The 20,151-nt window shown below is 65.6% G+C and carries 21 protein-coding genes; 8 read left to right on the top strand and 13 right to left on the bottom strand.

The features are described 5' to 3' along the window. Positions 1-242: 242 nt before the first annotated feature. A complete protein-coding gene (locus tag BHK69_RS14895) occupies positions 243-1,037 on the bottom strand; it encodes an AraC family transcriptional regulator (protein WP_069690783.1) in 795 nt (264 codons plus the stop codon). A 183-nt stretch (positions 1,038-1,220) separates the two neighbouring features. Here BHK69_RS14895 and BHK69_RS14900 point away from each other — a divergent pair, with 183 nt between their 5' ends. Both BHK69_RS14900 and BHK69_RS14905 read left to right on the top strand, forming a co-directional pair. Then, positions 1,221-1,895: an alpha/beta fold hydrolase gene (locus BHK69_RS14900; RefSeq protein ID WP_069690784.1), complete on the top strand. Its 675-nt coding sequence runs from the start codon at positions 1,221-1,223 to the stop codon at positions 1,893-1,895. 238 nt (positions 1,896-2,133) lie between these two features. Further along, a complete protein-coding gene (locus BHK69_RS14905; protein ID WP_069690785.1) occupies positions 2,134-2,568 on the top strand; it encodes a CBS domain-containing protein in 435 nt (144 codons plus the stop codon). Positions 2,569-2,782: 214 nt separating this feature from the next. Here BHK69_RS14905 and BHK69_RS14910 read toward each other — a convergent pair whose 3' ends face one another. The 6 genes from BHK69_RS14910 to BHK69_RS14935 all read right to left on the bottom strand — a co-directional run bounded on the left by BHK69_RS14910 (position 2,783) and on the right by BHK69_RS14935 (position 5,231). Then, on the bottom strand, positions 2,783-3,007 hold the full coding sequence (locus tag BHK69_RS14910; protein ID WP_069690786.1) for a hypothetical protein: 225 nt from the start codon (positions 3,005-3,007) through the stop codon (positions 2,783-2,785). Between the two features lie 45 nt (positions 3,008-3,052). Further along, positions 3,053-3,610, bottom strand: coding sequence for a hypothetical protein (locus BHK69_RS14915; RefSeq protein WP_069690787.1), 558 nt, complete (start codon positions 3,608-3,610; stop codon positions 3,053-3,055). A 300-nt stretch (positions 3,611-3,910) separates the two neighbouring features. Further along, complete coding sequence (locus BHK69_RS14920; RefSeq protein ID WP_069693674.1) at positions 3,911-4,099, bottom strand: DUF3008 family protein; 189 nt, start codon at positions 4,097-4,099, stop codon at positions 3,911-3,913. A gap of 11 nt (positions 4,100-4,110) precedes the next feature. Beyond that, on the bottom strand, positions 4,111-4,488 hold the full coding sequence (locus BHK69_RS14925) for a VOC family protein (protein ID WP_069690788.1): 378 nt from the start codon (positions 4,486-4,488) through the stop codon (positions 4,111-4,113). Beyond that, entirely contained in the window at positions 4,485-4,856 is a 372-nt protein-coding gene (locus BHK69_RS14930) for a GNAT family N-acetyltransferase (RefSeq protein WP_244548203.1), read from the bottom strand. The genes BHK69_RS14925 and BHK69_RS14930 overlap by 4 nt, the downstream gene beginning before the upstream one ends. Before the next feature lie 120 nt (positions 4,857-4,976). After that, complete coding sequence (locus BHK69_RS14935) at positions 4,977-5,231, bottom strand: hypothetical protein (RefSeq protein ID WP_148663423.1); 255 nt, start codon at positions 5,229-5,231, stop codon at positions 4,977-4,979. 62 nt (positions 5,232-5,293) lie between these two features. Between BHK69_RS14935 and BHK69_RS14940 the strand changes: the two genes are divergently transcribed. Together BHK69_RS14940 and BHK69_RS32030 are read left to right on the top strand one after the other, a co-directional pair. After that, positions 5,294-5,599 carry a hypothetical protein gene (locus BHK69_RS14940; RefSeq protein WP_148663424.1) on the top strand — a complete coding sequence of 102 codons (306 nt, stop codon included), beginning with the start codon at positions 5,294-5,296 and terminating at the stop codon, positions 5,597-5,599. A 113-nt stretch (positions 5,600-5,712) separates the two neighbouring features. Further along, the gene (locus tag BHK69_RS32030) at positions 5,713-6,012 is read left to right on the top strand and encodes a hypothetical protein (protein WP_148663425.1); all 300 of its coding nucleotides are present in this window, start codon (positions 5,713-5,715) and stop codon (positions 6,010-6,012) included. A 45-nt stretch (positions 6,013-6,057) separates the two neighbouring features. On the opposite strand, the gene BHK69_RS14945 is transcribed toward BHK69_RS32030, so the two are convergent. Beyond that, complete coding sequence (locus BHK69_RS14945; protein ID WP_069690792.1) at positions 6,058-8,535, bottom strand: EAL domain-containing protein; 2,478 nt, start codon at positions 8,533-8,535, stop codon at positions 6,058-6,060. Between the two features lie 370 nt (positions 8,536-8,905). On the opposite strand from BHK69_RS14945, the gene BHK69_RS14950 reads away from it, so the two are divergent. Together BHK69_RS14950 and BHK69_RS14955 are read left to right on the top strand one after the other, a co-directional pair. After that, entirely contained in the window at positions 8,906-9,805 is a 900-nt protein-coding gene (locus tag BHK69_RS14950; RefSeq protein WP_069690793.1) for an AraC family transcriptional regulator, read from the top strand. A 66-nt stretch (positions 9,806-9,871) separates the two neighbouring features. Continuing rightward, a complete protein-coding gene (locus tag BHK69_RS14955; protein WP_069690794.1) occupies positions 9,872-10,183 on the top strand; it encodes a hypothetical protein in 312 nt (103 codons plus the stop codon). Between the two features lie 77 nt (positions 10,184-10,260). Here BHK69_RS14955 and BHK69_RS14960 read toward each other — a convergent pair whose 3' ends face one another. The 5 genes from BHK69_RS14960 to BHK69_RS33490 all read right to left on the bottom strand — a co-directional run bounded on the left by BHK69_RS14960 (position 10,261) and on the right by BHK69_RS33490 (position 17,081). Then, positions 10,261-13,452, bottom strand: a complete 3,192-nt coding sequence (locus BHK69_RS14960) for an efflux RND transporter permease subunit (RefSeq protein ID WP_069690795.1) — start codon at positions 13,450-13,452, stop codon at positions 10,261-10,263. Beyond that, positions 13,449-14,879: an efflux RND transporter periplasmic adaptor subunit gene (locus BHK69_RS14965; RefSeq protein WP_069690796.1), complete on the bottom strand. Its 1,431-nt coding sequence runs from the start codon at positions 14,877-14,879 to the stop codon at positions 13,449-13,451. The genes BHK69_RS14960 and BHK69_RS14965 overlap by 4 nt, the downstream gene beginning before the upstream one ends. Next, positions 14,876-15,283 carry a FixH family protein gene (locus BHK69_RS14970; protein ID WP_069690797.1) on the bottom strand — a complete coding sequence of 136 codons (408 nt, stop codon included), beginning with the start codon at positions 15,281-15,283 and terminating at the stop codon, positions 14,876-14,878. The genes BHK69_RS14965 and BHK69_RS14970 overlap by 4 nt, the downstream gene beginning before the upstream one ends. A 111-nt stretch (positions 15,284-15,394) precedes the next feature. Continuing rightward, entirely contained in the window at positions 15,395-15,766 is a 372-nt protein-coding gene (locus BHK69_RS14975) for a hypothetical protein (RefSeq protein ID WP_148663426.1), read from the bottom strand. A 283-nt stretch (positions 15,767-16,049) separates the two neighbouring features. Beyond that, entirely contained in the window at positions 16,050-17,081 is a 1,032-nt protein-coding gene (locus tag BHK69_RS33490; RefSeq protein WP_342029726.1) for a cupin domain-containing protein, read from the bottom strand. 304 nt (positions 17,082-17,385) lie between these two features. Here BHK69_RS33490 and BHK69_RS14985 point away from each other — a divergent pair, with 304 nt between their 5' ends. Beyond that, on the top strand, positions 17,386-19,782 hold the full coding sequence (locus BHK69_RS14985; RefSeq protein WP_083269438.1) for a xanthine dehydrogenase family protein molybdopterin-binding subunit: 2,397 nt from the start codon (positions 17,386-17,388) through the stop codon (positions 19,780-19,782). Between the two features lie 152 nt (positions 19,783-19,934). After that, a complete protein-coding gene (locus tag BHK69_RS14990) occupies positions 19,935-20,141 on the top strand; it encodes a hypothetical protein (protein WP_069690800.1) in 207 nt (68 codons plus the stop codon). Positions 20,142-20,151: the final 10 nt, after the last annotated feature.

A 20,151-nucleotide genomic window follows, 5' to 3' on the forward strand; every position in this document is an offset into this window, starting at 1 on the left:
GGCTCTGTCCCGACCACCCACGCGACGTCATCCCGGGCGTAGCGAAGCGCAGACCCGGGATCCATGCCGGAGCACTGCCTGGTTAGGCTCCGGCATGGATCGGATCGGCGCAGCTTCGCCGCTTGTCCGGGATGACGGCGTGTTTCCTTGCCAAGACAGCAAGCTCCGGATCTTTGTTTCAGCGCGCTGTCTTCACGCGAACCGGTTGCCGCTTCGCGTGAATGCGCTCTGGCATCGATCATCTATGTGCGGTCGCCGTGCATGACACTGGCAAGGTATTTCGCCGGCGGCTTGCCCAGCGCCTTCTTGAACATGGTGATGAAGGCCGCGACGGATTCGTAGCCCAGCTCGGCCGAAACCTGCTGGACTGTCGCGCCATTGGACAGTTCCCTGATGGCGACGATCAGGTGCAGCTGTTGCCGCCAGCGCCCGAAGCTCAACCCTGTCTCCTTGATCACCAGGCGGCTCAGGCTGCTCTCGCTGAGCGCGACGCGACTGGCCCATGCGCTTAAGCCGGTCCGGTCGGCAGGGTTTGCGGCCAAGGCATCGGCAATCCGGCGCAGGCGCGGTTCCGACGAGATCGGCAGATAGAGCTGCTGGACAGGCATGCGCGGCAATTCGGCGAGCAGCAGCCTGGCCAGAAGCGCGTCGGCGTCATGTGTATCGGAACGTTCGGACAGCGCGACGATCAGCTCGCGCAACAAGGGCGAGATCGAAATGGTGCAGCATCGCGCCGGGAGATCGGCCGCGCCAGCTTCGATATAAACGAAGAACAGCTTCGCATTGGCGGTCGCGATATTGCTGTGTTCCGTGCCGCCTGGAATCCAGACCGCGCAATGCGTCGGCACCATCCATAAGCCGCTGGGAACGCGACAGGTTACGCCCTCAGTCAGCGCAAAAACCAGCTGGCCCTTGCGGTGCTGGTGAGCGGCGACCTCCGTTCCCGTTTCGCTGACATCGACGCGCACCGCAATCGCCGGAGCGACGGCTCCGTCCACATCGAAATCCGGCCATGGATAGTGAAGCGGCTGCCGCATGGATTGACCGGTTTTGATAATCAATTGGCAGAATATCTAAATTCCTGCATGGCCAAAAGGGCTAAACCTCGCTGATGCGCGGCCTGGGGGTAGTGCGCGAAAAACTGGGGTACCGGTTTTCCGCATTCGGACGGTTCCGCCCCGAATGCGACGTGATCGAGAGCATTGACGAGGAGTTGACCGATGGCGAACGTCGTTATCGTGGCGGGCGGCTGGCATGGCGGCTGCGAGATCACGCCTTTCGCGCGCAGGCTGCGTGCACTTGGACATGAGGTGTTTACGCCGACACTCACCGGATTGGGCGAACGGGTGCACCTCGCGGCGGCGCGACCCAACCTCGACACACATATTCTCGATGTGGCCAATCTGCTCGAATTCGAGGATCTGTCCGATGTCGTTCTGTGCGCGCACAGCTATGGTGGGATGGTGATAACAGGGGTGGCGGATCGCATGCCCGAGCGCGTAGCCGCGCTCGTCTACATCGACGCGCTGGTGCCCGAGGATGGCGAGTCCTGGTGGGGCCTGGTAAATGACCACTTCCGGGCGATCGCCATTGAGGGGGCCGACGAGGACGGCCTTGGTGTTCGACCGCCCGCGCATATGGACCCGCGTTGCCGGCCGCATCCGATGGCGTCATTTCTCCAGAAGATCCGATTGACCGGGCGCGGGAAAGGGGTTCGCGAGAAGCTCTTTATCTACGCCACCGGCTGGGCCGACAGCCCGTTCCCTGCAACGGTCGAGCGCCTCAGAAAGCTCGCGGACTGGCGGATCGAAGAGATGCCCACCAGGCACAACGTCATCGCCGCGGCGCCTGACCAGTTCCTGGCAATCCTGACCCGGCTCGAGGCAATGCAATAATCGGCACGCCCCTCGACCGCGTCATGGCCAGCTGATTTCCACGCGCCGCCGGGCCCACACATCTCGCGGAACGCCGCCTTCTTTCAAAGGGTGCGGAACAGATCGAGCCGACTCCAGTTCCACTGCAATCAGTGCCGCGGCCCAAGCAGTGCCGTAGCCCAAGGCCGGAGATGCCCTCGTTTGCGTTCGCGCGGGCGGCGGCATCCGCGACGACCAATCCCAACCAGAGGAGGTGGCGATGAGAGTCAGTGAAGCAATGACCCCGGACGTCTACGTTGCCAGTGCCAACGAAACGATCCAGGAGGCCGCGCGGATGATGGCGGGCCTCGATGCCGGCGTATTACCTGTCGGTGATCACGACCGCCTGGTCGGCATGATCACCGATCGCGACATCGCGATACGCGGCGTCGCCGAGGGCAAGGGCCCCGACGCCAAGGTCCGCGACGTGATGACGGTCGACGTCAAATATTGCTTTGAGGATCAGGACCTCGACGAGGTCACTCGCAATATGGGCGACATCCAGGTCCGGCGCTTGCCGGTCGTCGATCGATCCAAGCGCCTGGTCGGCATCGTCTCGCTTGGCGATGTCGCGATTGTGGATGGCAACGGCAAGGCCGGTGAGGCTTTGAGCGGCATTTCCCGGCCAGGCGGGAAGCACAGCCAGACGCGCTGAGCCGGAACCGCCGGGGCAGGGGGGCAACCCGCTTCCCGCGCGCCTGGACAGGGCGGCGGGTTATACGCTGAAGGGCTTATGCGCAACTGAGGTCCGGCCTCCTTTCGGAGCGCCGGGCCGATAACCACCGGGCGGTCGACCGCCGCGCCGCGCGCAGCGATCAGTCGCTTGTGTTCCCCCAGTCGTTTGTGTTCCCGGCGGCCAGCCGGGGCGATCAATAACCCAGCAGCGCGACTGCCAGCCACGCGACCGTGGCCAGGACGAGCCCGCCGACCAGAACGACCAGGACCGGCCGCCCGAGAAAGCCTTGACGAGCTTCCACGGGCGTTTCGACAGCCGGATCTTCTGTCGAATGGCTATCGGCTCGCATCGGAGGAATTGGATCGCCGCCTTTCGCGACGGATTGCATCCGCGCCCGTCGCTCGGCCTCGGTTTCCATGACCTGTCCCCTTACATGGCCTATCCCCTCAGATGACCTATTCGCTCACGAGACGACCCCGGACAGATCATGCGGGGTGCGATAGGGGCCGGCGCTCTCGTCAAAGCGCTTCCAGCCCTCCCGCTCATACTCTTGGCGGCGCGCTTCGGCATCGACCGAACCAGCGCCATCCATGATCTTCTCGATGACGAAGGCGTGCGAATCCGATGTTCGGACCGAAACGACCACACCACCGCGACGGATGGTCTCGGCAAAATAATGAGCCTCGTTATCATCCAGGCCGGTGCTGCTCATTGCTCCGATCAGATTGCCCGCTGCGACGCCGGCGGTTGCACCCACCGCCATGCTGCTGAGAATCCAGCCTGCCGCAAAAGCGGGGCCCACACCGGGGATTGGCAGGGCCGCCAAGCTCCCGAGCAGCCCGGCGCCGCCTCCGACGACGCCGCCGACTTCGCCCCCATGCTTGGCATCCTCCTCCACCTGCTCCGGGCGGTAGCCGATGATGCTGATATCCTCGGATTGGACCCCTGCCGCTTCGAGCCGCGAAACAGCGGTCTCGGCGTCGGCGATGTCATCATAGGACCGTGTGATGGTGCGTGCCATGAAGCTGCTCCTTCGCTGGGATGCACTTCGAAACGAACCAATTCCCGCGCATCTTGTTCCCGAAGGGCATCTTGCTTCCCGAAGACAGAACGCGCGGCGGTTCCATCACTCGCCTCCGGGAACATGCAGAGCCCGCGGTCGGTTGCGTGGAGGGCCAGCCGGGAGCCAGCTGATGGGCAGGCAAGCAGGCACAGCGAAATGGTCGGGCGACGCTCACCGAGCACAGCCATGCGCTCGATCTCGAACCCGATATGACGCGTTTCCTGACGCGAACCGGTGTCCGCTTCGCTCGAAAACGCTCTAATGTTTCGATTTATGTTCGGGCTTGCCCTTGCGCTTGGTCGAAGCCATTTTTTCGAGCTCGCTCTCGCTCATCGATGTCTCCATCGATTTCGAAGCGCCTTTGAGTTCGTTCTTCGCCATGTCTCCGCGCTTCGCCGCGAGCGCGGCACCGGCGGCCTTTTGCTGGGCAGCTGATTTTGCAGGCATCTCGACCTCCTTCATTTGGACGAGCGGGTGACGGCCTCGATTTTGTTGCCGTCGGGATCGAATACGAAGGCACCGTAGTAGTGAGCATCGTATTCGGGACGCAGGCCGGGCGGTCCGGCATCGGAGCCGCCATGGGCCAAAGCAATGTCATGAAACGCATCGACGACATCGCGGCCGCCGGCCAGGAAGGCGATATGAGTTCCATTGCCGACGGAGGCATGCTTCCCGTCATGCGGCGTTTCCACGGAGAATAGGATGGCGCTTACGCCGTAATCCGCCGAATGGGCGCTGCTGTTGATCAGCCGCAATCCGAGGCGATCGAGAACGGCATCGTAGAAGATGCGTGCGCGGACGATGTCGTTCGTTCCAACCGAGACATGGTCGATCATCCCGCCTCCTTCCCCGCGAGCACATCGCGATATTCGGGATGGCGCCGCACCCAATCGGCCAGGAAGGAACAGGCGGGCACGATACGTTCGTCGTTGCTGCGCGCAAATTCGAAAATGCCTGCGGCCAGTTCGGACCCGATGCCTTGTCCGCGAAGCGTGGGCGGAACTTCGGTATGCGAGATGACGAGGTAGCCGTTCGCGCGCCGGTAGGTTGCGAAGGCCTCGCCGCCGCGAACGCGCATCACGAAACGGTTGCGTTCGGGTTCGTCGCGGATCAATGGCGCGGTTGGGCTTGTTGCATGCGTGTTCATGGCACCTCCACAAAACGTACCCCGGCGTTGAACCGTCAGCTCGGCCCGGAGTTCCATGCCTGGCCCCGGCGGGGCAGTCCGAGTTCCTGCAGCTGCCAGAGCCTTTTCGAGCGAAGTCGATACCGGTCCGCGTGAAGAAAACGCGTCAGAATAAAGAGCTAGAGAGGCCGTAGACTGCTAGCCAGCGCCGTGACGACTGTCCCAGCCGCGAACGGCCTCGTTCAACGCCTCGAGCTCCGCCTCCTCGCTCTGCGAGCGCTGGGACCTGTTCAGGGCCTTGATGCGCCTGAGCGCCAACGCATAATCTTCCGAGGTCTCGATCGTGATTCTCGTAGGAGCTTCCGATGCGCGCTCGGCAGGATCATGTTGCACGTGCGTTTTCATGACGATCTCCAAAAACACCAAACGGACAAGGCGGGGGCTTCGTTCCATAGTGACCTCGCGCAGGCCGGCTTTTTGCCGCGCTACAGTCTGCCTGGCAGGGGGGGCCGCGAATGAAGCCGTTATCCGGCGCGTACACGGTCGCGATGCCGTGGTACGAGGAGGAGGATTTCGCGCGGCTCTGGTCGCTTGCTCATGATCGCGGCGAGATTTCGCCCGACTATGCCACGTGGCATCGCAATGCCCGCCGCGTTCTGGCTGAGGCTCTTGCCGCCGGGAAAGCGATCGAAGTCGTCACGATCAAGCCTGACGCCTATCTGGCGTGGTTGGGCTCGGCTCCCAACACCGCGGCGGCCAGGCTCCGCTATGTCGAGGAGGTCGCGGCAGGCATGGTCAGTCGGGCAGGCTTGCTCGGTTAGGTACTGCCGGATGCGAGAGCCTCAGCCATAACGCGCCAGCGCCGCCCGATGCGGGCCGGGGCAGGGGAACCCGACCCATGACGAGCGGTTCTTCCCTTGAGGAGGATCGCTCCATGACGAAGACGCCACATCGCGCCACCGATGCGCCGGCGCCCTACAAGACACCGCAACGCCCCGGACAGTCCGGTGAGGATGCTGAACGGCGAGCCGGGCCGAGCCCGCGCTCGGTGAACCCCACCGGACCGCACGCGCCCTATGATCCAAACGACTCCGAGGGCACTGCTGCCGAAAAGCATTGGACCGAACCCGTATCCGAACCGATGAAAAAGCCGCCCGCCAAGCCCGGCCTTGGCGAAAACTTTGCGGTCATCGACAGCAGCGGAAAAGCTAGCGGCGAGCCGGACGGCAGATGACCGATAGGAGTGGAATAGCCGCGCCCGCCGGCCTGCCGGCAGAGCTTACGAGGCGAAGGCCATGCGCGCGGCGGCCTGGCGCACTGGGGCCGCCCTGGTTGCGAGATCGCCCGCCTGCCGGCCGCCCATGGCCTCCGTGAAGCTTTCGATCGGCTGCGGCTTGCCGAAGAGATAGCCTTGCAGCTCCTCGCAGTCTTCGCCGACCAGGAAGCGCATCTGGCCGGCGGTCTCGACACCCTCCGCCACGATGCTGATACCGAGGCTGCGTCCCAGGCCCAGCACGGCGCGCACGATGACCGCGGCCTGCGGGCTGGTTTCGACCTGCCCGACGAAGGAGCGGTCGATCTTGATCTTGTCGAAGGGGAAGGCCTGCAAGGTCGCCAGCGAAGCGTAGCCCGTTCCGAAATCGTCCATCGCGATGCTGATGCCCAGCGCCTTCAGCCGCAGCAGGATCGAGAGCGCGCGATTCATATCGGCGAAGATCGCCGTCTCCGTGATTTCGATCTCCAGGCGGTTCGGCGACAGGCCGGTCTCGGCCAGGATTGCGAAGATGAGCTCGGGAAGATCGCCCTGCTGGAACTCGCGGGGAGACAGGTTGACCGCGACCTTGAGCGGCTGCGTCCAGCGCGCCGCCTCGCTGCAGGCGCTCCGCAGGACCCATTCCCCGAGCGCCGATATGAGGCCGGTCTCCTCGGCCAGCGGGATGAACTCGCCGGGCGGTATGAGGCCGCGCACCGGATGCCGCCAGCGCGCGAGCGCCTCAAAGCCTATGAGCTTGCGGCTGCTGGCCTTCACTTGCGGCTGATAGTGGAGTTCCAGCTTCCCGTCCGCGAGCGCCGTCCTGAGATCGCGTTCGAGTTCGCGCCGCCGTGTCATTGCCTCGTCCATCGCCGCGTCGAACATGCGATAGCAGTTACGCCCCTCCGCCTTCGCCTGGTAAAGCGCGAGATCGGCCCGGCTGAACAGAAGCGTCTCGACCAGGCCGTGCTGCGGCGCCCGCGCGATCCCGATGCTGAGGCCGACCTCGATGGTCTGTCCGCCCAAGGAGAACGGCTTGCCCACGACTGAAATCAGCTCCTCGGCCAGGCGGCGCAAGCTTTCATCGCTCGGGTCGCTCCTGACCAGAATGGCGAACTCGTCGCCGCCCATGCGCGCCACGGTGTCGGCCGGATGCATGTGCCCGGCGATCCTGCCGGCGACACGCTTCAGCAGTTCATCGCCGGCCATGTGGCCGACCGTATCATTAACGGTCTTGAAGCGGTCGAGATCCAGGCACATCACCGCGCAGCCGCTGCCGGCATGGGCGACCTGCCGCAAGGCCAGGCGCAACAGCTCGTAGAAGCGGGTCCGGTTGGTCAGGCCGGTCAGCCCGTCATGGCGCGCCATATGGGCGATCTGCTGTTCGGCGAGCTTGCGCGCTGCGATGTCGATATGCGTGCCGACGATACGCTGGGGCAGGTTCTCGGCGTCGCGCTCCACGACCTTGCCGCGCGCGTGCACCCAGCCCCAACTGCCGTCCTTGCGGCGCAGTCGATACTCGCACTCATAGACCGGCGAGCGGCCGTCGAAATGCGCCTGCAGGAGCTCCTGGGCCCTCAGCGCGTCTTGTGGATGGAGCAGGCCTCGCCAGGTTCCGACAAGGCCCTCGAGCTCTCCGGGCTCGTAGCCCAGCATCGTCAGCCAGCGCTCGGAGTACCAGGCCTGGCCGGTCGCGATATTCCAGTCCCACAGGCCGTCGCTTCCCGCATCCAAAGCTCGAGCCAGGCGCTCCTCGCTGACGCGCAGCGCCGCGCCATGCGAGGCAAGCGCGCGGTTGGCGCGCCTGAGGCGGTCGGCGAACAAGCTGAGCGCCGAGAACGCCAGGATCGTCAGCATCACGGCCGCTACGCCGGCCGCCAGCGCCCCGCGCGCCAGTTCGTCGTCGGGAGCGGCGATCACGGGGTCCGGCACCGCTTGCACGGCGCCCATCGAGACGAAGTGCAGGGTTGCGATAGCCCCAGTCAGAAGCGTCGCGGCAACGGCGCGGGGGTAGCGGGTCGGGCGGCGGATGAACACGAACAGCGCCGCGCAGGTCAGCACGGCAGCCGATGCCAGCGCCGCCGCGACGAGCGCCTCGTCCCAGATGAAACGGCCGGGAATGCGAACGCCCGCCATTCCGGTGAAATGCATCGCGGCGATGCCCATGGTCAGCACGAGTCCGCTGGCGACAATGGCGACGGGTCCGGCGGCGCCCCGGATCAGGCTCGCGGCGCAAAAAGCCGTCGCGATGGCGACGCCCAGCGAGGCCAGCGTCAGGCGCACATCATAGCCGATGCTGAGCGGCGGCTCGTAGCCGAGCATGGCGATGAAATGCGTGCTCCAGATGCCTGAGCCGGCCGCAGCGCCCGTGGCGACGAGCCAGATGGCGGCAGTCCAGCCCGCGCTTTCGCGGGCCTGTTTGAGCAGGCCGAACGTTGCATGGCATGACACCCAGCAGACCAGCGCCGACAAGGGCAGAACCCAGGCGGCATGCTCCTCCGTCAAGCACGTCAGTGTTCGATACATGGCACCTGCGCAATTCTGACGATCGTTCCGGTCGTATAGGGCAGAATGCGAACCACATCGTGCCAAGGAACGCTAAAATTGGAGACGATCGTCGCGGACATCATTCAGGCTGTGGCGGCATGCGATGAGGGCGTTTAGGCGGTGACGTCATGCAGCAGCTCACTCCGCAGGGCAGGGCGCCGGCCATGCCATCCACGCAACGACGAATCTCCACACGCTAAGCATCCAGGCTCGCCTGCAAGCCGTTGCCGGCAGGCTACCCTTCCATGCCAAATCGCAAGATCGGTCGAGCGCGGCATCTCCGGAAGGGCCTAGCTGGCGCCGCCACGGAGGAAGAGACCAAGAGACGATGACGGCGGCACTTGAAAACGACCATGCCCGCAAAAACTACCATGCCCGGATGCAGCGGGTGCTGGACCATATAGACCGGCATCTGGACGACGATCTGGGCCTGGACGCGTTGAGCGGCGTCGCGGCGTTCTCGAAATACCATTTCCACCGGCAGTTCATGTCCACCTTCGGGGTGTCCGTGCATCGCTATGTCCAGCTTGCCCGAATGAAGCGCGCTTCGTACCGGCTGGCCTACAGGGACGCCCAAAGCGTCACGGACATAGCGATGGATGCCGGCTACGATGCGCCCGATGCCTTCGCCCGCGCCTTTCGGCAACGGTTCCGGCAATCGCCGTCGTCGTTTCGGAAATCTCCCGACTGGGAGCCGTGGCTTGCGGCCTTCGGGCCTTTCGACGATGCCAGGAGCAAGCTCATGCAGACGACATTTACCGCTGACGACGTGACGATCCGCGATGTGCCCACAACACGGGTGGGGATCATGGAGCATCGGGGCGACCCGGCGACGCTGGGCGCCACCATCCAGCGCTTCATCGCCTGGCGTAAGGCCGCTGGCCTGCACCCCGGGACAAGTCCGACCTTCAATGTCTGGCGTTCCGAAAGGCGCCCCGCTTCTCCTGCCGACTACAGCAACGACCTGTGTGCCGGGACCGACCGGCCGATCGAGGCGCATGGCGAGCAGATCAAAGCCGGCGAGATCCCTGGCGGGCGCTGCGCGGTGCTGCGCGTTATCGGTAACACCCATAATCTGGAGCCCGCCGCGCTCTATTTGTATCGCGATTGGCTCCCAGTCAGCGGCGAGGAAGCCCGCGACTTCCCGATCTATTGCCAGCGGCTGAGCCTCTTCCCGGAGGTGCCGGAGCATGAGGCGGTTGCGGAGCTGTTTTTGCCGCTGAAATAGCGCGCTTGCGACGGCGGTCTGATCGGCGGATGCGCGCTGACTGCCGCGGCGCTCACGCAAGCCAGGGTGCCGGCCCTCGCATGGGCCTTCGCCGGAATGATGCTGATCGGCACGGGGGCCGCGCTGTCGCATCCGCAACTCTCCGGGGCGCTCGCGCCGCCGGAGGCCAGCGGCATGGCATCGGCCGTCACCGTCATCGCGAGACAGGCCGGCTTTGCGATGGGCGTTGCCACGCTTGGGGCGCTTACGCCATCCGACCTTGTCGCTGCCGGCTTCGTCTGGCCCTTCGGCCTTGCCGCTGTCGCCTCGGTGTGCGGCGTGCTGGCCTGCCTTCTGCTCCCGGCTTCATTGAACAGACGGCACAGGGCCGGAGCCTGACGCCGGCGTCTTCTTGATGCCGGCGTCCTGGCGTCGAGCCGATATCGGCAACCGGTGCAAAGATCATCCCGGTGCCGTCACGGCATCTCCTGTGGCAGTGCAAATGGTCCAGCCCCGGTGGATGCCGGTGCATCGACGGCGGCGCCTGATGCGTCCTGCTTCGGCAGTCGCCAGCCCTTGACCAGGCCATAGATCGCCGGGATCACCAGCAGCGTGAGCACGGTCGAGGAGACCATGCCGCCGATCATCGGCGTGGCGATGCGCTGCATCACCTCCGAGCCGGTGCCGGTATTCCAGAGGATCGGCAGGAGGCCCGCCATGATCGCGACCACGGTCATGATCTTGGGTCGCACGCGTTCGACCGCGCCCAGCATGATCGCGTCGTGCAAGTCGGTTCGCGTGAACGGCCTGCCTTCCGCAGCGCGACGCAGCTTCACCTCCGCCAAGGCATGGTCGAGATAGATCAGCATGATGACGCCGGTCTCGGCGGCGACCCCAGCAAGCGCGATGAAGCCGACCGCGACCGCGACCGACAGGTTGAAACCCTGCCACCAGAGCAGCCAGACCCCACCGACCAGCGCGAAGGGCAGCGAGAGCATGACGATGAAGGTCTCGGTCAGCCTGCGGAAATTCAGGTAGAGCAGCAGGAATATGATCGCGAGCGTCAGCGGCACGACGATCTTCAGCCGCGCCTCGGCCCGTTCGAGATATTCGAACTGCCCGCTCCAGGCGACGCGATATCCCGCCGGCAGCTTCACCGACTGCGCGATCGCAGCTTGCGCCCCGCCGACATAGCCGGCGAGATCGCGCCCGGCGATATCGACGAAGATGTAGGTCGCAAGCTCGCCGTTCTCGGTGCGGATCGTGGTCGCGCCGCGCTTGCGCTCGAGTTTTGCAACCTCGCCAAGCGGCACGCTGGCGCCGGATACCGTCGCGACCTGCACCTCGCGCGCGATCACCTGCGGGTCGGAGCGCAGGTCGCGCGGGTAGCGGATCGTGACGCCGTAGCGCTCGCGGCCCTCGACCATGGTTGTGACGGTCTCGCCCCCCATCGCCATCACGACCGCGTTCTGGACATCGCCGACCGAGAGCCCGTAGCGCCCGAGCGCGATGCGGTCGGGGACGATGTCGAGGAAGTAGCCGCCGATGACGCGTTCGGCATAGGCGCTGCTCGTGCCCGGCACGGTCTTCAGCACGGTTTCGATCTGGCGCGCGATCCCTTCCATCCCGACGAGATCGGTGCCGAAGACCTTGACGCCGATCGGGGTGCGGATGCCGGTCGCCAGCATGTCGATGCGGGCGCGGATCGGCTGCGTCCAGGCATTGGAGACGCCGGGAAACTGCAAGGCCCTGTCCATCTCGGCTTTCAGGCTGTCGATGGTGACGCCCACGCGCCATTCGGCTTTGGGTTTCAGGTTGATGATGGTCTCGAACATCTCGATCGGCGCCGGGTCGGTCGCGGTCTGGGCTCGACCAGCCTTGCCATAGACCGAGGCGACCTCCGGGAAGGAGCGGATGATCTGGTTCTGGGTCTGGAGCAGCTCGGCAGCCTTGGTCACGGAGAGGCCCGGCAAGGTCGTCGGCATATACATCAGCGTGCCCTCGTTCAGCGTCGGCATGAACTCTAAGCCGAGCTGCCGTGCCGGCCAGAGGCTGACGCCGAGCACGGCGAGCGCCAGCAGGATCGTCAGGGTCTTGGCCGCGAGTACGCCATGGATGAGCGGGCGATAGAGCCCGATCAGTACCCGATTGATCGGGTTCTTGCGCTCGGGAATGATCCTGCCCCTGACGAAGACGACCATCAGCGCCGGCACCAATGTCACCGACAGAAGGGCGGCCGCTGCCATGGCGAAGGTCTTGGTGTAGGCGAGCGGCCCGAACAGCCGACCTTCCTCCGCTTCCAGCGTGAAGATCGGCAGGAAGGAGACGGTGATCACGAGCAGGCTGAAGAACAGCGCCGGCCCGACCTCGCTCGCGGCTTCGATCAGGATATCGATGCGCGGCTTGTTCGGCGGTGCCCGTTCCAAATGCTTGTGCGCGTTCTCGATCATGACGATGGCGGCGTCGATCATGGCCCCGACCGCGATCGCGATGCCGCCGAGGCTCATGATGTTGGAGCCCAGGCCCAGCGCTTTCATCGCGGCGAAGGCCATCAGGATGCCGACCGGCAGCATCAGGATCGCCACCAGGGCGCTGCGCAGATGCAGCAGGAAGACGACGCAGACCAGCCCAACGATGAGGCTCTCCTCGATCAGCGTGCCCTTCAACGTCGCGATTGCCCGCTCGATCAGCTGCGAGCGGTCATAGACCGGCACGATCTCAGTACCGCCCGGCAGGCCAGGTGCGATCTCGGCAAGGCGCTCCTTGACGCGCCCGATCACCCCGAGCGCGTTGGCGCCGAAGCGCTGCAAGACGATGCCGCTGGCGACCTCGCCCTCGCCGTTGAGTTCGGTGATGCCGCGCCGTTCGTCGGGGCCGAGTTCGACGCGCGCGACATCTGAGAGGCGAAGCGGCGCACCGCGCTCGCTGCGCAGCACGATGTGCTCGATATCGGCGGGTGATTGCAGATAGCCGCGCCCGCGCACCATGAACTCGAACTCGGCGAGTTCGACGGTGCGTCCGCCGACATCCCCATTGCTGTTGCGGACGGCCTCGCGCAGCTGAGCCAGCGAGACGCCCTGGGCTCGCAGCCGCACCGGATCGACCACGATCGCATATTGCTTGACGAAGCCGCCGACGCTGGCGACCTCAGCTACCCCCTCCGCGCGCGAGGCGGCGAAGCGCACCACCCAATCCTGCGTCGAGCGCAGCTCGGCCAGCGTCATCTCCTTGGCGATGACGGCATATTGATAGACCCAGCCGACGCCGGTCGCGTCTGGTCCCAATGTGGGGGTGACGCCGGCCGGCAGGCGGCGCGCGGCGGCGTTGAGATATTCGAGCACGCGCGAGCGCGCCCAATAGGGGTCGGTGCCGTCCTCGAAGATGACATAGACGAAGGAGACGCCGAAGAAGGAGAAGCCGCGCACGACGCGGGCTTTCGGCACCGTCAGCATCGAGGTCGTCAGCGGATAGGTGACCTGATCCTCGATCACCTGCGGCGCCTGGCCGGGATACTCGGTGTAGACGATGACCTGAACGTCGGAGAGATCGGGAATGGCGTCGAGCGGCAGCGTCTTCACCGCATGGACGCCGGCCGCGACCGCAAACGCGGTGCCGACGAAGACGAGGACGAGATTGCGCGCCGACCAGGCGATCAGGCGGGCGATCATGGCTTGACCTCGAAAGGCCTGGTCTCGGTGGGCCCGAGCCCGCTCAGCGCCGCCCTGAGATTGCTTTCGGCGTCGATCAGGAAATTGGCGGAGAGGACGACGCGGTCACCCTCCGCAATGCCCTCGCTGATTGCGACCATGCCGTCGCCACGCTGGCCGAGCTTGACCTCGCGCGGCTCGAAGCGGCCTTCGCCGCGATCGAGGATGACGATGCGGCGCGTGCCGGTGTCGATCACGGCGCTGTCGGGGACAGCGAGTGCGGGGGCCGCAGCGCCGGAGCCGATCTCGACATCGGCATACATGTTCGGCAGCAGCATGCCCTCGCGATTGGCGAGCTCAATGCGAACCTTGGTGGTGCGTGTCGCCTCCACGACCTGCGGATAGATCAGGCCGACCTTGCCCTCGAAGACGGTTCCGGGCCGCCCACGCAGCCGGATCGTCGCTGGCGCGCCGATGCGGATAGCGGCGAGATCGCCTTCAGGAACATCGGCGATGACCCAGATGATCGAGAGGTCGGCGAGCCGGAACAGGCTGTCGCCGGCCGCCGTCTTCATGCCATCGACGACGTTTCGCTCCAGCACGATGCCGTCGCGTGGAGCCGGCCAGTTGATCGTCAGCGGCACCTTCCGACTACGCTCGATCTCGGCGACGATCTCGGGAGGGACGCCGAGGTTTTCAAGCCGCTGCCTTGCCCCGCCTTCCGGGACACCGCGCGCGGCGGCATTGAGTTCGGTCAGGAACTGCGCACCCGCTGCCGTGATCTCGGGCGAATAGATCCTGACCAGCCGATCGCCTTTGGCGACGCGGTCCCCGGTCGTGACGGTTGCGACCTCCTGGATGAAGGCATCCGAACGCGTCGTGACGACGGCGATGCGGCGCTCGTCGAGCTGCACCGTGCCGGGTACCCGGATCGGCCGCGTGATGAGCTGGCGGCTGACGCGCTCCGAGCGGACGCCGCTGCGCTGGACGCGCCCCGGCGAGAGCTTGATCACTGTCTCGTCGACATCCTCGCCGGCATAGACCGGGAGGTAATCCATCCCCATCCCATCCTTCTTGGGTACAAGCGAGGTATCCGCCAGCCCCATCGGATTGCGGTAATAGAGCAGCTTGCGCTCGCCATTTGCCTTGGCGGCCGGCGCTGTTGCCGGCTCGTCGAAGCCGATGTCCTGGCTGGCGCGGACGGCCCGGTACGCCCTGCCATCTTCCGTTCGGCGCGGCTCTGCCGAATAGAGCGGCTTCCCGTCGGGATCCCGATAGTAGATCACCACACCCGTTCCGGCAGGCTCCCCCGCCACGCGCGTTCCTTCCCTACCCAGCCATTCGCTGGGGCCAGGCACCGGAAGACCCCGGTGCCCGGCCCAATAGCCTGCGCCCCCCGCCGCCATGATGACGGCGAGAGCGAGGCCCGTGAGGGCAATGCGGTTCATGGCACGGCCTTGAGGGTCAGCTTGTTCTCGAGCGTGCCGGTCTCGCCCTGGATCTTGGCGCCGAGCGAAAGGCGCCAGCCGCCCGCCATGGTCAGATTGGTCTTGAACCGATAGGAGCCCGGCTCGCTCATGGGCAAGGCTTCGAGCGGCGTGGCCATCATCGCCATGCCGTCCGGTTCCATGTCGAGGCGTTTGCTGAAGATCACCGCGTCAGGCACCGGCTTGCCCGAGCGCCTGTCGATGAGTTGCACGGTGACGATGACACCGTTGCCCTGCTTCAGTTCATCCTGGGTCAGGCGAAACGCGTAGTCCTTGATATCGGCCCGCACCGGGTGCGCATTGAACGCCAAGGTCGCAAGCGAAAGCGCGGCGGCGAGCGCGCGCGGTAGGTTCACAGAGGTCATGATTGAAATCCCGAATGGATCAGGCCGCCGCGCTTGCGCACGGCCAAACCATGTGGCGAAAGCCACGGCTCACCGACCGCGCCGGACCATCCGCGCGGCCGGAGCCGGCGCTCAAGCGCCGGCGATGCCTTGGGTTCGGGGAGGTCGTGCCGGCGGCTCGAACGGCCGCGAGGCCTGCGCGGCATCGTCGCCGGTCATTTCAAGCGCGACGATGATCGGTTGGGCGAGCGTGGCAAAAGCCTTCATCGGCTCGCTGGCAAAGCATTTGGCCAGGCAGAAGGTGAGGGCCGGGCAGCTTGTCTTGCAGTCCAGCGGCCCAGCTTGATCGGGCGGGCAGCATGGCATGTCGGACGCCATCGGCATTGTCGCCTCGACCTCCACGCGGCCATAGCCGGCCTTGGCCGGGCTGACGAAAGCCGTCAGGACGCTGGCCGTGACGAACAGGGCCAGAACCAGACAATGCGCGAGGAGCCGGAGCTTCATGGGGCGATGAATGCCATATGCGAGCGGCCCGCGGAAGCTCGGCGACTTCAAGAGATCGTCAGCCGCTCATGGCGTGATCGATCCCAGGAGTTGAGAGCATTGCTCCCACGAAAAGCCGTTGCCTGGTTTTTCGCGCAATGCTCCGGAGCGTTTTCGAGCGAAGCGGACGCCGGTTCGCGTGAAGAAAGCGCGTTAAAACAAGGCGTTAAAACAAAGAGCTGCAGCAGTCTCCGATCCAGTTGAATCAAAAACTGATCCGAGGCCTGCGCCCCGGGCGCAAGCGTCAGGCGCGTTGTTCCTTGCCGCCTTGGCTGTCGCGGCGCGTCGCGGCGATTTCGAGCATGACGACCTTGCAGGCCTTTTCCAGCGCGGTCGGGCAGCGCTCGACGCCGCGCGGCACGAGGATGAACTCGCCTTCCTCGATCACCTCGTCGCGGTCGCGGAACTTCATCAGCAGCCGGCCCTGATGGACGAAGAAGACCTCGTCCTCCCGGCTGTTGAAATGCCAGCCGGTCTCGCCCTCCAGCGTCGCCAGCCTGATCCGCGGATTATTGACCGAAGCGGCGAGGCGAGGGGGCCAGGCGTCGGAAAAGCGCCGCTCGGAAAAGCGCCCGAAAGCGTGGGTCAGGTTGTCCTTGTGAAACGGCGAGATGTGCCGGTTGAGCTGCGCGACATCGCGGATGATCGTGGCCAGCTGGCGCGGCACATCCGTGCCGTCGGCCGGATATTTCCCGTCGAGAGCGGCTGTGCCGATGGTGAAGCCGGCCGCGCCGGCCTGTTTCAGGGCGGCGATCTGGCCCGGCGTGTCGATCGATCCGGCGACATAGACGGGCTTGGACACCGCGCCGCAGACGGCCGCGATCAGCGCCGGCACGTTCTGATGCGAGCGATAGGCCAGGAGATCGAGCCCATGCACGCCCTCGCGCGCGGCGAGCGCCTGCGCGCTGGTGACGATCTCGTCGATCGTGCCCTCGAGAACGCTGGGATGTCCGGAGATCGTGCCGGGGAAGGGGCAGTACTGGATCGTCGTGTCGGCAATGATCGGCAGCACGTCGTCGACCCGCGTGCCGCCGAGCAGATTGTCGATGCCGATCTCGACGGCGGCTTTAGCCGATGCGATCTCGCTGTCGCGATCAAGCGAGACCACCTCGAGATAGGAGGTCGCGCCGCCCGCCCTGATCGCGGTCTTGAGCGCCTTCAGCGCGTCGAGCGGCAGGCCGATATCCTTGAAGCCGATATGCCTGACGCCAAGCGCCAGCGCGGTTTGAAGCTGCTCCATCGCGTCGCTGACCGTGCGGTCGTTGCGTGTGAGCATGAAAATGAAGCGAAGGCCCATCAGGACACCTGTTCCGTTCCGTTCGCCCAGTCGTGGGGCAGCCAACCATCATGCTTAGCGAGCCTGCCTTCGCGACTATGCCGGCTCGGTCCATGAGTTTGGCGACCTTTGCGAGTTTGGCATGCTCTGCGCGTTTCGCAACCGCTGGGCGCTTGGCGGGGCTGCATTGGGCGCTCTTTCAGCAGGTCCAGCACCCGCCCTATCAATGAGGCTGAGCTTTCCTCCCCGTTCGCCCATCTCGCCCGTTCTCTCATCTCTCCCGTTCTCCTTTGGCCGGTACCTGATGAACTCTCGCGTTTCCCCTGCTGACCTTTCCCCTGGCGGCGCTGCCGCGGCTTCGGTCGAGATCGGCCAGCGCGTGCCGCGCCGGGAGGACGCGATCCTCGTGCAGGGGCAGGGGCGCTATACCGATGATCTCAGCGTCGAGCGGCAGCTCTTCGCGGCCTTCGTGCGCAGCCCGCATGCGCATGGCGATCTGAAGGCGGTGGATACGGCAGAGGCGCGCGCGATGAAGGGCGTCGTCGCGATCTATACCGCAGCCGACCTCGAAGGGCAGGGCTACGCCGCCATCATGGCGCCCAATGACCTGCCGGCCCGCGATGGCACGGCGATGCGAAAGCCCCGGCGGGCGGCGCTGGCGGAAGGCAGGGTCCGCTTCGTCGGCGACCCCGTCGCGGTCGTCGTCGCGCGTACAGCTGATCAGGCCCGCAACGCCGCCGAAGCGGTCAGGCTCGACATCGATATCTTGCCCGCCGTCATCGAGGCCGAGGCGGCGCTTAAGCCCGAGGCGCCGCAGCTCTATGACGACGTCGCCGGCAATCTGATCCTCGATTTCCACTCCGGCGACGCTGGTAAGGTCACGGCTGCCTTCGCTGGGGCCGCGCATGTCGCCCGGTTGCGGATCGTCAACAACCGCGTCGTCGTCAACCCGATCGAGCCGCGCGCGGCGATTGCGAGCTTTGACGGAAAATCGAAGCGCTACACGCTGCACGCGCCGAGCCAGGGCGCTTTCGGCATGCGCAACAGCCTGGCTGCGGCTATGGGCGTGAAGCCGGCAGCGATGCGCCTGGTCACCGGCCATGTCGGCGGCTCTTTCGGCATGAAGGCCTCGGTCTTTCCCGAATATGTCGTGCTCCTGCACGCCGCCCGCATGCTGAAGCGGCCGGTCAGATGGACCGATCAGCGCTCGGAGAGCTTCGTCTCGGATCACCATGGCCGCGACATGGTCTTCGAGGCCGAATTGGCCCTGGACGCGCGCGGGCGCTTCCTCGCCACGCGCTTCACCGGCGTCGCCAATATGGGCGCCTATGTCACGCCCGCCGGGCCGCTGATGGCGACGCTGAATATCGGCAAGAACTCGGTCGGCATGTACAGGACCCCGCTCGTCGAGGTTAAGACGCGTTGCGCGGTGACCAACACGGCGCCGATCGGCGCCTATCGCGGCGCCGGCCGCCCGGAAGGCAACTACCTGATGGAGCGGCTGATCGATAAGGCCGCCCGCGGCATGGGGATCGACCGGGCGAGCCTGAGGCGGCGCAACCTGGTTCCGCCCGCGAGGCTGCCCTGGGCGACGCCGGTGGGCACGGTCTATGACAGCGGCGATTTCCCGGCGCTGTTCGAGCGGGCGCTCGAAGCCTCCGACTGGAAGGGCTATGCCGGGCGACTGAAGACAAGCCGGAAAGCCGGGCTGCTGCGCGGGCGCGGTATCGGCTGTTATCTTGAGGTCACGGCGCCACCGACCAATGAAATGGGCGGCATCCATTTCGAGCCGGATGGCAGCGTCACCATCGTCACCGGCACGCTGGATTACGGCCAGGGCCATTGGACGCCTTTCTCCCAATTGCTCACCAGCCAGCTCGGCATTCCCTTCGACAAGATCAAGCTCGTGCAGGGCGACAGCGACAGGCTGGTCGCGGGCGGCGGCACAGGCGGCTCGAAATCGCTGATGGCGAGCGGCTCGGCGATCATCGAGGCGAGCGATCTCGTCATCGAAAAGGGCAAGCTCGTCGCCGGCCATGTCCTGGAGGCCGATACCGCCGATATCGCCTTCGCTGCCGGCCGGTTCAGCGTGGTCGGCACCGACCGCGCGATCGGCATCATGGAGCTGGCGGCGCGGCTGCGGGCCGGAACCGCGCTCGCGCCGGGACTGCCGCAGTCGCTCGACGTCGATCATGTCTTCAAATCGGCGCCCTCTGCCTATCCCAATGGCTGCCATGTCGCCGAGGTCGAGATCGATCCTGAGACCGGGCATGTCGCGATCGCGCGCTATGTCATGGTCAATGATTTCGGCACCGTGGTGAACCCGATGATCGTCGAGGGCCAGCTCCATGGCGGCGTCGTCCAGGGCATCGGCCAGGCCCTGTTCGAGCGCACCGTCTATGACGATAGCGGCCAGCTGATGAGCGGCTCCTATATGGACTACGCCTTGCCCCGGGCGGCGGATGTGCCGTTCTTCACCTTCGTCAGCCAGGGCGTGCCGACGCTGAACAACCGGGTCGGCGCCAAGGGCTGCGGCGAGGCGGGGTGCGCCGGCTCGCTGCCCTCGGTGATGAACGCGGTTGTCGATGCGCTGGCGCCCCATGGCGTCACGCATCTCGACATGCCGGCGACGCCCCAGGCGGTCTGGCGGGCGATCCGGGCGGGAGCCGACCAGATCGGCCGAGGGGCGGGGCCGACCTGACGGTGACGCGCGACGGCGTCTCTCATGAACCGGTCTCATAAGCCCGATCGCGTGACGGCGGCTAATCACCCGGACCAAGCCGCCTTATCGTCAAGGCGTCATGTCCCCAGACGTGATGTCTTCCATGGTTCAACAAGGTGAGGATCCAGATCATGAAGATCGCTATCGTGCTGTCCGCTCTTGCCCTCTCCGCCTCCTCCGCGATGGCGTGTTCGCTTGGCAAGACCGACACGCAGGCTTCGCTGCACAGCGACCGCCAGCAGGCGACGGCTGCCTCTCAGGCCGAGCAGGTGACCGTTGTCGCCAAAAATGCCTCCGGGACGAATGCCGCCGAGACCGCCGCGACCGCGACGGAGTAACCGTCGCAAC

Origin of the sequence: Bosea vaviloviae (genome assembly GCF_001741865.1) — a bacterium.
Lineage (GTDB): Bacteria > Pseudomonadota > Alphaproteobacteria > Rhizobiales > Beijerinckiaceae > Allobosea > Allobosea vaviloviae.